The 11,988-nt window shown below is 64.5% G+C and carries 10 protein-coding genes; 5 read left to right on the top strand and 5 right to left on the bottom strand.

The genetic code is table 11. From position 1 onward, the window contains the following. Positions 1 to 19: 19 nt before the first annotated feature. The 3 genes from F0U60_RS00350 to F0U60_RS00360 are packed head-to-tail and all read left to right on the top strand — an operon-like array spanning position 20 to position 4,291. Entirely contained in the window at positions 20 to 3,247 is a 3,228-nt protein-coding gene (locus F0U60_RS00350) for a helicase HerA domain-containing protein (protein ID WP_395812711.1), read from the top strand. Positions 3,248 to 3,265: 18 nt separating this feature from the next. Then, positions 3,266 to 3,583: a DUF1330 domain-containing protein gene (locus F0U60_RS00355; protein WP_395812713.1), complete on the top strand. Its 318-nt coding sequence runs from the start codon at positions 3,266 to 3,268 to the stop codon at positions 3,581 to 3,583. A 9-nt stretch (positions 3,584 to 3,592) separates the two neighbouring features. Then, positions 3,593 to 4,291: a glutathione S-transferase family protein gene (locus F0U60_RS00360; RefSeq protein WP_395812715.1), complete on the top strand. Its 699-nt coding sequence runs from the start codon at positions 3,593 to 3,595 to the stop codon at positions 4,289 to 4,291. Positions 4,292 to 4,355: 64 nt separating this feature from the next. Here the strand turns inward: F0U60_RS00360 and F0U60_RS00365 are convergent, their stop codons facing one another. Next, positions 4,356 to 4,751, bottom strand: coding sequence for a hypothetical protein (locus F0U60_RS00365; RefSeq protein WP_395812717.1), 396 nt, complete (start codon positions 4,749 to 4,751; stop codon positions 4,356 to 4,358). Between the two features lie 534 nt (positions 4,752 to 5,285). Here F0U60_RS00365 and F0U60_RS00370 point away from each other — a divergent pair. Beyond that, positions 5,286 to 7,100 carry a transglycosylase SLT domain-containing protein gene (locus tag F0U60_RS00370; protein ID WP_395812719.1) on the top strand — a complete coding sequence of 605 codons (1,815 nt, stop codon included), beginning with the start codon at positions 5,286 to 5,288 and terminating at the stop codon, positions 7,098 to 7,100. A gap of 76 nt (positions 7,101 to 7,176) precedes the next feature. After that, a complete protein-coding gene (locus F0U60_RS00375; protein WP_395812721.1) occupies positions 7,177 to 7,818 on the top strand; it encodes a hypothetical protein in 642 nt (213 codons plus the stop codon). A gap of 83 nt (positions 7,819 to 7,901) precedes the next feature. Here F0U60_RS00375 and F0U60_RS00380 read toward each other — a convergent pair whose 3' ends face one another. The 4 genes from F0U60_RS00380 to F0U60_RS00395 all read right to left on the bottom strand — a co-directional run bounded on the left by F0U60_RS00380 (position 7,902) and on the right by F0U60_RS00395 (position 11,887). Beyond that, complete coding sequence (locus tag F0U60_RS00380) at positions 7,902 to 8,477, bottom strand: hypothetical protein (protein WP_395812723.1); 576 nt, start codon at positions 8,475 to 8,477, stop codon at positions 7,902 to 7,904. Between the two features lie 249 nt (positions 8,478 to 8,726). After that, complete coding sequence (locus F0U60_RS00385) at positions 8,727 to 9,098, bottom strand: hypothetical protein (RefSeq protein WP_395812725.1); 372 nt, start codon at positions 9,096 to 9,098, stop codon at positions 8,727 to 8,729. Then, on the bottom strand, positions 9,095 to 10,258 hold the full coding sequence (locus F0U60_RS00390; RefSeq protein ID WP_395812727.1) for a tetratricopeptide repeat protein: 1,164 nt from the start codon (positions 10,256 to 10,258) through the stop codon (positions 9,095 to 9,097). Before F0U60_RS00390 ends, F0U60_RS00385 begins: the two co-directional genes overlap by 4 nt. 60 nt (positions 10,259 to 10,318) lie before the next feature. Beyond that, positions 10,319 to 11,887, bottom strand: a complete 1,569-nt coding sequence (locus F0U60_RS00395) for a DUF4331 domain-containing protein (RefSeq protein WP_395812729.1) — start codon at positions 11,885 to 11,887, stop codon at positions 10,319 to 10,321. Between the last annotated feature and the right edge of the window lie 101 nt (positions 11,888 to 11,988).

The following is an 11,988-nucleotide window of genomic DNA, read 5'->3' on the forward strand; positions in this document are numbered from 1 at the left end:
GGCAACCGGGGGACCGCCGATGACCCAGACCGATCTTCGCCTCGCCACCTTCCTCTCCGATCGCACCGAGGTCTTCCACTCCATCCAGCACCGTCACGAGGTCTGGCGGGAGGATCCCTTCGACGTGGAGACGGTGCACCAGGAGGCGCGCGCCACCTTCGAGCGCCTGCTGCTGCGCGCCACCACGCCGCCCGGGGTGGACTCGGGGCGCATCCTGCTGATGCTCGGTGAATCGGGCTGCGGCAAGACGCACCTGCTGCGCGCCTTCCGCGCCATGGCCCACGAGCGCTCGCTCGGCTTCGTGGGTTACATGCAGATGACGACGTCCACCTCCAACTACGGGCGCTACGTCCTCTCCAACCTCATCGACTCGCTCGATCAGCCCTACCACGAGCCCACCGAGCCCCGCTCCGGACTGCAGAAGCTCTCCGACGTGCTGCTCTCCCACTGCGGTCAGGTGGCCGCCCTGCTGGCCGATCCCGAGCAGGACCCCGAGGAAATCCCCAACCTCGTGGAGATCGCCGCCGACGATCTGCAGAAGCAGCCCCACTTCAAGAAGCTCGACTTGGATCTGCTGCGCGCGCTCCTCTTCCTGCAGCGCGACGACACGCGCATCCGCAGCCGCGTGCTCAAGTACCTGCGCTGCGAGGACCTGTCTGACAATGATCGCAAGGTGCTCGGCGGGCTGGTGCCGCGCACCTATGACAACCACCCCCAGGAGATGGTGGAGCACCTGGGCCGGCTCGCGGCGGCGCTCAATCACTCGCTTGTACTGTGCGTAGACCAGCTCGAGGGCTTCGACATCGAGGCCACGAACGCGCAGGCCTTCCGTCGGGCCATGCACATGCTCTGCGACCTCGCCGAGCGCGCGCCCTCGTCGGTCATCGTCATCAGCTGCCTGCACACCTTCTGGACGGGTCTGCGCGGCCAGCTCACCCAATCCCTCCTGGATCGCATCGAGCGCGATCCCGACCTCATCAAGCTGCAGCACCTGCGCACAGCCGAGGAGGCGCGGCTCATCACCGAGCGCCGGCTGGAGCACCTCTACGCAATGGAGGACGCGCCCTTCGATCCGGCGGAGCCCACCTATCCCTTCCCCCACGAGGGCTTCGAGAAGCTGTCTGGCAAGAACACGCGCGACGTGCTCGACGCGTGCCGCCGTTGGCGCGAGCAGGCCATCCGCGACGGTGCGCTGCCCGATCGCTTCCCACTGGAGAGTGGGAAGGTAATTGTGGGCCCAGGCCCCGCGCCGGAGCTGGACCAACCGTGGAACGACTTCCGCTCCACGTACAACACGTCGCCTCCCGAGGAGGATGCCGAGCTCGCCGAGCTGCTCGTCTGGGCGCTCAAGGCCTGCGCGGACGAGGTGGACACGGGGCATCGCTTCGAGGCGCGGCGCTTGGGTGAGACCATCCATGTGGACGTCTCGCCTGGCGAAGCGAAGCTGCACGTGGCCCTGTGCAACAAAGGTCCTCAAGCCGGAGCACTCGCGGACCAGATCGAACAGACCTGGAAGCTGGCCGGCAAGGCCGTGCGGACACCCATCGTCGTGCGCACCAGCGACTTCCCGAGCAACCCGAAGGGCAAGGCCGCCATCAACCTCGGCAAGCTCATCAGCAAGGGTGGGCGCCGCGCGGTGCTCGAGGACAGTGACAGCCGCACCCTGCTCGCGCTGCGCGAGTTCCGCAAGCGGCACGAGGCTCGCCCCGACTTCGCCGCGTGGCTGCGCTCCGCCCGGCCCCTCACCCAGCTCAAGTCACTGCGAGAGATTCTCGACCTGGAGCACCTGCGCTCCGGGGTGAGTGCGCCTCCCAATCCCGCCCGAGCCGAGACACCTCCGCCTGTTCCCACAGGCGCCTCACCTCAGTCCGGGGCCTTCCCTGTCGTGACCCCGCCCGAGCCACCTCCCCAGGCACCATCCGCCACGACCGTGACTCCTCCGGCTGAGAAGAAGGTCGTGGCGCAGCCCCCGCGCAAGCGTGAGCCCATCCGTATCGGCGAGACGGACAGCCTGCTGAAGGAGCCCGTCCTCTTCGCTCCAGACGAGTTCACCCGGCACTCCGCGTTCCTCGGTGGCTCCGGCAGCGGCAAGACGACGCTCGCGCTCAATGTGTTGGAGCAGCTGCTCCTCCAGGGCGTTCCGACCATCCTCGTGGATCGCAAGGGAGACCTCGCCGGCTACGCCTCCGAGTCCTTCTGGACGCGGCCCATCGATAATCCCCGTCGTGCCGAGCGAAGGGACTTGCTGCGCGAGCGGATCGACGTGGCCCTCTTCACCCCGGGCCATCCCTACGGCCGCCCGCTGACCATCCCCATCGTCCCGGACGGGCTCGACGCGCTCTCGGACTTCGATCGGCAGCAGGCCACGCGCCATGCCGCCGAGGCGCTTGCGGGCATGCTGGACTACCGGCAGAACCCTCGCGACAAGTCCTGCCGGACACTGCTCGCGCAAGCCATTGACCAGTACGTCCAACTGACGCGCGAGAGCGTCACCCTGGAGAACCTCGTTCGCTTCATTGGCAACAAGGATCCGCGTCTGGTAAATGCCGCGGGCCGCTTGGACACGAAGCTCTTCGACAAGCTCGCGGATGATTTGGATCGGCTGCGCATCGACGCGAAGCACCTCATGAGCGGCGAGGCCGAGAAGCTCGATATGGATCTGCTGCTCGGCCGCGGTGCCTACGCGACGTCCGGCAAGACTCGCCTGAGCATCATCAGCACCAAGTTCCTCGGCGACAACAACAGCGTCCTCTTCTGGGTGTCGCAGCTCCTCATCGAGGTGACGCGCTGGCTCAATCGCAATCCCGCCACCTCGCTGCAGGCCATGCTGATGTTCGACGAGGCGGACATGTACCTGCCCGCCATGCGCCAGCCGTCCACCAAGCAGCCGATGGAGAACCTCCTCAAGCGCGCGCGCTCGGCCGGCCTGGGGTTGATGCTGGCCACGCAGAGCCCCGGCGACTTCGACTACAAGTGCCGCGATACCATCCGCTCCTGGTTCATCGGCCGCGTGAAGGAGAAGGTCTCGCTGGATAAGATGAAGCCCATGCTCAGCGAGGCTCGGGTGGACCCGGCGAAGATTCCCGGTCAGGGCACCGGCGAGTTCCACATCGCCCGCGATGGCAAGGTGGATCGCGTCAAGGCCGAGCCCTCCGCGCTCTCCACCGAGCAGCTCTCCGACGACGAGCTGCTGCGGCTCGCCGCGAGCACCTTGACGGCATCCGCCACCCGGAATACGGGCTCCTGACCTGGCGAGAGGAAACGAATGCCTGCCTATGTGTTGGTCGACATCACGGTGAAGGACGCGGAGACCTACGAGCGGTACAAGCAGCTCGCTCCGCCGACGATCGCCGCCTACGGCGGCCGCTACCTGGTGCGAGGGGGCGCGACAGAGACGCTCGAGGGCACGTGGACCCCGACGCGGATCGCCGTGCTCGAGTTCCCCACCGTGGAGCGGGCCCGCGAGTGGTGGAACTCTCCCGAGTACGCCCCCGCCAAGGCCATGCGTCAGGCGAGCACCCAGACGGACATGCTGCTGGTGGAGGGCTTGGCTCCGGGGATGGATCCCGCCAGCAAGAAGTGAGCACACGTCATGCGCCGCGTTCTCTATGACCTCGCCGGCGCCGAGGAGGATCGGCGCTTTAGCCCCTATTGCTGGCGCACCAAGCTGGCGCTGGTGCACAAGGGACTCGACTTCGAGACCGTGCCTTGGCGCTTCTCCGACAAGGAGGCCATCGCCTTCTCGGGGCAGGGGCTGGTGCCGGTGCTCGTGGAGGGGGACCGCACGGTGAGCGACTCCTGGGCCATCGCGCTCGAGCTCGAGGAGCGCTACCCGAACACGCCGAGCCTCTTCGGAGGACCCGAGGGACGCGTGATGGCTCACTTCGTCAATGCATGGACGGATCGTGTGCTCAACCCCGCGGTGGGGCGGATGATGGTGCTCGATATCTACGGGCATTTGCACGAGAAGGACCGGGCCTACTTCCGGGCCACCCGCGAGGCGCGCTACGGCGCTCCGCTTGAGCAGCTGGTGGCCGACCGCGAGGCCCGCCTGCCCGAGCTGCGCGCCCTGTTCGCCCCCGTGCGGACGGCGCTCGCGCAAGGGCCCTTCCTGGGCGGTGCGTCCCCGCGGTACGTGGATTACATCGTCTTCAGCGTCTTCCAGTGGGCGCGCTGCATCAGCCCCTTCGCGCTCTTGCAAGCCGAGGACCCTGTCTTCGCCTGGCGCGAGCGGATGCTCGATGCGCACGGCGGACTCGCGCGGAAGGCCAAGGGCTACCCGGTGGCCTGACCTGATATTCGGTACAACCCGACGCACCGCCTGAGTCCTGGTGGAACCGGGCGGTGCGCGGAGATCAGACGTAGCGGCGCTTGCGCTCGCCAGCGAGCGACCGGGGTGCTTCAGCGGCCTGGTAGTTTGTCAGCAGGAACACCCCACCGAGCGCGATTCCCCCGATGATGTAGAAGTTCCTCGCGGCGGCCACATCCGAGAAGCGCAGGAGGAACGGCGCCACGATGAACAGAAGCGACAATGCCGCTTCGATAAGCCCATGCACGGGGAAAGGGATCACCTTCGCGACACCGAGCGGATACGCCGTCAACAGCACCATGGCCAGGTACAGCACGGCCACGACGTACAGGATCGTCGCCGGGGTACCCGAGAACCCGAACAGCGTTGGCGCGAGGAACAGCAGCAAGATACCCGCGTAGTCGATGAACCCGTGGACGCGTGGAGACAGCGGCCCTTTCATCACATCCTCCTCCGGCCCTTGGCCTGTGGTGCAATCCAGGCCGCGTGCGGACCTGGGATGACTCGACCCGAGGATGTGCACGATCGGACGCGTCGCACTCCTGCAGCAGGCGAGCTTTCGAGCGTTCCGTGTCCCCGGGACTCCTCAGATGAGCACCAAGCCAGCAGCGATGTCATGTCTGGCTGCTCTGCTCGGGGGCGATAGTCCTAGCGCCTGCTCCCATGCACTCGCCCGCTCTCCCTTAACCTTCAGCGCAATCTTCAAGCCCGGTGGATGCTCTCTCCTACGTCCCTTGGAAAGTGGTCCTCCTGAAGGTAACTCCATTCGTCACGATTCTGACACAAGGGGCAAGTTGTAACCATCGCATCCCAGTTGCTCTCGCCATCGAATGTTCATTTACGAAATCGTCGCTACCGCAACAGGACCTGCCATCTCTCGCCTTCCTTTTAATGTATCCTCCGCTCGTGTAATTTGTTGAGATCGCGTGGCACGCTGGCTCTCGAACTTTCATGGTGCATCAGCACAGGAGACTCCATGGGCGTCAATTCGGTCAAAGGTTCCAACTCCAGTCGCGGGTCCACGTCACGCGTTTCTGGGAAAGGCGGTTCCTCCGCTCCCACGAGCAACAGCGCGAAGAATCCGACAACAGGTACTGCGAAAGTCGCCGCCGCTAAGGCGCCGAAAGCACAAGGCTACTCCGGAACCAGCAGCTTCACCCCCGCGCGCGCCTCTCGTGGTTCCCAGACGTCCGCGCTGCAAGATCCGCAAACCAGGATTGCGACACTGGAATTTACAGTTCGTCTCAAGGAACGACCAGTTTCTTCCGGAGGGCCCTCAGTTCCTCCCAAAAAACCAACATATTCTCCCAATCCGAAGTTGTCACAACCTTCCGCTGAAGTGGAGTCGGCTATCCGCAACGCGGCAACTCGGGTCGGAGTAGACTATGGGTACATGATGGCCATGGCGAAACAGGAAAGCAGCTTCGACCCCAACGCCAAAGCCGATACCAGCAGTGCAACGGGCCTATACCAATTCCTCGATCAAACCTGGCTGGGGATGATCAAGCAGCACGGTGCTGCCCATGGGCTTAGATCCTTTGCGGATCAGATCGTCAAACAAGGGAAGACATACGTGGTCCGGGATCCCACTGTGAAGGAACAAATCCTGGACCTACGTAAGGATCCTGAGACCAGCGCAGTAATGGGAGCGGAGTTCGCGAAGGACAACGAGCGCATGCTGAGGCAGCGCCTGGGTCGACCATTGGACGCTAGCGAGCTCTATATCGCTCACTTCATGGGACCCGAGGGGGCGGCCAACCTTCTACGCGCACGCGACTCAGGCCAGGGAAACGCTGACGCCGCGGCAATGTTCCCCGCTGCAGCTAAAGCCAATCCCAGCATCTTCTACGCGGACAAGAATCGAACACACCCGCGAACCGTGAATGAGGTCTACGAGAAGCTGAACGGTAAGATCGCTCCCAATGTGGAAGTGTTCAACAGGCACAAATCTATCGAAAATCAGCATCTTTTCGAAGATCAGCATCCTTACAGATACACGCCTCCTACGAACCCCACTTTCGACCGCTTCGATGGCGCTTTCACACCACGGCCCACGCCCGGTGGCTCTTTCGGCTTTGGTCCACACGGTACGCCGGTGGCCGGCAACAGTTGGTTTAATTCCGTCTTCAATCCCCCGGTAGCTCCCGCTGGCAGCCGCTTTGGGTTCGGGCCATTCGGCACACCGATCGGTGGGTTCGGCGGCTTTGGCTTGGGTGGTGGCTATGGCCCCTTCGGCGGCCAACTCAGCTATCCAAGCCTTGGCATTGGGACGATTGGAAGCAGTGGCCTCAACAGCTTCGGGTTCGGCGGCTTTGTGGGCATGGGCATGGCCTTCGATAGCAACGGCATCGGGACACTCGGAAGTTCGGGCCGTTCATCGATCGGCCTCGGCGGGTCGTGGACCTATGGCGGCATCGGAATCGGCTCCATCGGAAGCAGGGCCCTCGACACATTCGGACTTCATGGCGCGGTTGGGAGGGGTACGACCTACGGCAGGATCGGAGGCTGGGAGTTGGGCTACAGCAGCTACTCCAGCACCGGGCTCGGGGGCATTGGTGGCAGCGGCTTCAGCAACTTCGGTGTCAGTGGCCCGGTGGTCTCTGGTTCGGGTTCGTCTAGCGGCGGCTTCGGAGTAAGCTCGCCCGCCACAGGCGGCAGCTTCGGGAGCATCGGAGGCGGAACGAGCTTTGGTTTGAGTGGCTTCAGCTCCTCCGGATCGTCATCGATGGGCGGCGGGAGTTCCAGCGGGGGCGGCTCCAGCAGCGGAGGATTCAACGGCAGCGGCAAGTGACGGCCGCCCTACGAGCAACGTCCACTCGTGGTGAGCAAGGTGTCAGTCCCGGAGTGCACCTTCCGTCAGGCGCGGTATGGCACGACTGAGAGGTAGGAGCATCCGAGAAGCGCGGGTGGGGGTCACCGGACTGTTCCTCCAGGACCTCTGCACCGAGTGGACGAAGCACTCGCGCGGGGGCCCACAGGCGGGAGTGCGTAACGCCACGCCCCGCGCGCTCCTTCTTCCTCCTTCCGCCTTGGAGAGCGCGGACGAGGAGGTGTTCCGAGTGCAGACTGTCTTCTTCCACGAGCGGCATCAGTTCCTCCCGCGCGAAGAACGGGACATGCACCGGAAGGCCTTCGCCGAGGCCGGCGCCCTACGGGTGGAGCGGGTGGACGCGGGAGCGCTCGTCCTACTCGATTATGGCCGGATGGGCAGACCGGGAAGCCGTGCCTGGGGAAGCATGGCGCGAGGACAACACCGCGAGGAGTTGTTCTCACTGCGCGCCGGGGAGTGGGGACGCGCCGTCTACAACGAGCGGCTCCACTACTGGGACTCAGGCGAGTGGTATTACCGTCAACACGTCCTCAACGTGGGCCTCCTGCACGATGCGCCGCAAGACGTGTTCCTCTCCACCCCGCCGCGGTTCCAGGTGGTTCGCAAGTACCTCCTGCGCCAGCGGGGGCCGGCGACACACATCAGCAAGTCTCCCCTCCTTCCTACCCAGGAGGCCTGAAGCAGGGCCAGCCGCGGCGCTCCGAGCCTCTTTAGAGGACCGTCAGCGGGAAGTACTCACTTGTCGATGCGATATCTCATCGCTCAAGGCACGTTGTCTGGCTCGTTCGTGAAGAGCGCATGAAATAGCGTTGTCTCTGGTGGCTCTACCCACTTCACGAAGAGCGGGACAGGTGTTTCCGCGATCTCGCGTGGAAGCTTGCTGACTCCGAATGTTTCCTCGATCTTCCTAGAGAGGATATCAGCCGGAAGCTTCATCTCGAGCGGGAACGGTTCGAAGCCGATCCTGGGGTTGAGCCGATCCTTATGACCTACGCGGCCATACTGCACACTGTAAACAATGTAGATGGGCGCCAGGATGCTGATACAGCCCACGATGACCCAGTCGTGAGGAGGCATCGGGCGGCCCTTGGCCGGGTAGGCGACACAACGAAAGCAGGCGTCAGGTGTCGCGGTGCCATCTCCGATGGTGAATTCGGGAAGCTCTTGTCTGAGGTCACGCAGGAGCGCATGCCATCGGTCAATCTTTTCGAGCTCTTTGTTCCATCGGGCCTCACGCCTTCTCTCTTCAGGGCTCTTCTCCTGCCGGAGTTGATAATCCTTATCTTGACGCCAGTAATCATGCGCAACGGATATCAAATATTCTTTAGAGGGAATCATGAGCTCAACGGTACAGGGCACGCTCCACCCTTATGAGTTAGTCGCCCTTCACTATCCTGTGATCATTCACTGTCCGATGCACAGTGTCGAGCCTGCCCGCCCATAACAGCCCTTGAACTGTCCACAAGGGCTCGCCGCCTCGCGGGCCCGGATGCAGCATCGGTGGGCATCGGCTACGCGGCACTGCTCTATCGGGTGGCCCACTACCGCGAGGACTGAACCCGCTGTACGGAACACGGGGCTGGCGTCTCAGAAGTCGAAGCTCGCCCCGAGGAGGCCCATCTGCAGGGCAGTGCCCGAGCTCCCCTCGCTCGTCTCGTAGGCCATGTCCAGGCCGAACAATGACACCTCGAGCCCACCCCCGCCGCAGTAGCGCAGCGGCGCGAGTGTCACCCCGAGCGATCCGGCAGGCCCACGCGGAGAGTAGGCCTCGGGACGAGGGATCAGGGGGTCCCCCATCGTCGTCAGGGAGATGACGAGCTCCGGTAGACAGACACCACCGTCCCGAGAGCCCGCGCTCAGGTGCATCTCGGCCATGTGGCCGAGCATGGGCAGGTGGCGCATCTCCGTCTCCACGAGAGAGGCCCAGCCGGCCGCCAACACTCCAAGAGTACGCATCATCTGGACACCTTCACCGGGTCGAGGCTGGCCGTGATCGCCTTGGCATGCGACTGGAAGAGGGAGTGACGGGCGCCGACCTTCAATACACGGTCGACTTGAGCTCGCGCCTCGCGATGGCGGCCATTGGCATGGAGCGCCCAGGCATACGCGTCCAGGGTGTAGACGTCCTGCCGGCGAGTGGCTTCGCGTTGGGCCAGACGCAGTGCCTTGGCTGGCTTGTGGGCATGCTCGATGTAGTAGAAGATCAACTCACGGTTGGCGTTGTCTTCACCACCGCTCTCGCGCAAGGCCTGCCGTTCAAAGGTGCGGAAGACCCTTCGTGCTTCACGGGAGCGGCCGGCGCGCTCCAACGCTTCCCCCAGCGAATAGAGATTCTCTGGATGCGGCGCAGCGGCGTAGCGCAGCTCGAACAACTCAACGGCATCCGCCCAGCGCTGCTGCTTCATGCGGAGCTCGCCAAGGACCCCCAGCGCGTAGTGATAGCGGGGGAACAGGCGCAAGGCCTCCGTCAGTGAGGACTCGGCCTCCGAGTCCTGATGGATGACGAGATGCAAGTGCCCCATCTGTGTCAGGAGCCAGGCGCGGTCCTCGAGCTCGCCCAGGTCGGTCTGCTCGTAAGCCATGCGCATCAACTCCAGCGCCCCCTCGACGTCGCCGTAGAGCTCGCGCAAGTACGCCGCCCGCGTCAACCCGGGAATGTTGCCCGGACGGAGGTCGAGCATCCATTGCGCGGCGGCTTCCGCCTCCTCGTAGTTGCCGAGCTCCGCATTGGCGTCCGCGAGGAAGCCATAGACAAGCACGTCGTCGGGCACGTGGCGGTTGAGCTCGCGCGCCAGCTCGCGCGCCCGCGCGAACTCGTGCTTGCCCAGCATCAGCCAGCACTGGACCTTCTTTCCCTCGAGGTTGTCGGGCTGGAGGCGGAAGGAGTGCCTCAGGGCCTCCTCGGCCTGTTCATAGTATGAGGGATTGCCCGTCTCACGTGCCCGGCGAGCCAGGGCCCACGCGAGCTCATTGTAGGACGAGTAGTAATCGGGGTGCTTCTCGATGGCGCCGCGAGCCTGTGCGATCCGCGCCTCCGCGGGAGTGGATTGCGCGTGACCCTGGCCCAGGGCGAGCGAGGTGAACAGCAAGACCCCCGCCAGACTCCAAATCGTCTTCATGGGAAACCTCCTGGTAGGAGGACCATGGGCACACGGTGAGCGCGCCCATGGTCCGGTTGACTAGTTGACGGGGCCGCCTCCCGGTTCACCCGGGTCCAGGTGGCGGTGGTTGCGACCACTCCAGGCGAGGCCGAGGTACGGGAAGGTGTTCCGGTACGGGGCGTCGTTGGTATTCACGCCATCACCGAGGCGGTTGTTGGGGGCCTTGTTGAATTTGGGATTCAGCACGCCCGCCACCGCGCGTTCGGAGATGTCGGTGACGTCGTCGCCCAGGCGGCGTCCGTTGGGGAAGCCGGCGGGATCGCCCGCGAGCAGGCCCAGACGCTTCTGCTTGCCCACGGGCGTGGGGGGGACGCCTGTATTCAGGCGAAGCAGATCCGCGACCGGACCCGCGGGAGTGCCCGCGGCGGCGATGGGCGGCGCGTAGGTCACCAACGGTAGCAGATCCGTGCGAGGGGGCGCGGGGATGTCAAACCCATACACCGCGTTCAGCACACGCGCCAGCAAGGGATCGAGGAAGAAGGGCGCGAACTGAGAGTCGTTCCTGGGCTGGTCGATGCTGAAGCGATCCTTGAAGCCGGTGCCCACGAGGAGCTCGTTGATGAGGGGATTGCCCATACGCTGCACCTGCCGCCAGCCGCCGCCGGCCAGGGACTCATCGCCCCGTTCCCCGGGCTTTCTGCGGATGGTGACACGCGGGCGTGAGGTCGTGCCCCAGACGCCGATCGTGGCCTTGGGCTCGGAAGCAGCGTGCTTCTTGCCGTCGCAGGTCAACAGCGAGATGGGCACTTCGATGGCGATGGCGTTCACATTGAAGCCGGAGACGGCATCACTGGCGAAGTTGCGGGTGTCATCGGCATCCTGGGCGTCCGTCAGCACGCCAGGCTGCGTGAAGCCGGTGGAGCGGAAGTTCAGGGAGTCGAAGGCCGCGCCGAGATCGATCCAGAAAGGGTCTTCCACGGTACCGGCGAAGACGCGGACGTCCTGGCCGACCCGGTAGAGGGCCTGTCTGGACAGCGAGGCATAATCCGGCATGGTGCGCGGCCCGACGTTGCTCGGCAGCGCGAACAGGCGCATGTGCTCGCCCAGGCGGGTGCGCTTGACGGAGTTGTCCGGGCCGCGGCGTGCCAGGGTCACCGAGTACCTCTGGCGCAAGCTGAGTCCCTCCGAACCGGGCCCGTCCAGAGCGGTGATGGCCGGTGGCACGATGGGCGTGCCGGGAGCGACCGGTGGTGGCGAGTTACCCGGAGCGGCGATTCCCGAGCCCGCGCCCACATAGCCCGTGAAGACATTGGGCAAGCGGATCTCCGTGGCAAAGCGGAGCTCGAACCAGACATCCTCGACGGCGTCGTGGTTGTTGTCGATCTTGATGGTGTAGAGAATGTTGGGGTCGAACGGGAAGTAGTTGGGCCCGTTCGACGGCTCCAGCAGCGGGTCCACGTTCAGGATGAACGTGACCTTGTCTGGATTGTCATAGCTGACAAAAGCGAAGAAGTCGGTGATGTCAGCCTTGTGGTCCAGGGCGGTGATGGGGGCCTCGCGGTGGCTGGCGGCAAAAGCCCCAGGCGAGAGGGCCAGGGTCGCCACCATCAGGACCGCGATGGCGGCTCGCGGATTCAGCTTCAGCATTGTCGATCCTCACGGGGTGAACTCGCGATGCGAGTGGGTTTCACCCAAGCTACGGACCAACGGAAAAAATGGATTTTTCTCTGCCATGACGACCCGCGCGG

Origin of the sequence: Archangium minus (assembly GCF_044360475.1) — a bacterium.
GTDB classification, from domain to species: domain Bacteria; phylum Myxococcota; class Myxococcia; order Myxococcales; family Myxococcaceae; genus Archangium; species Archangium minus.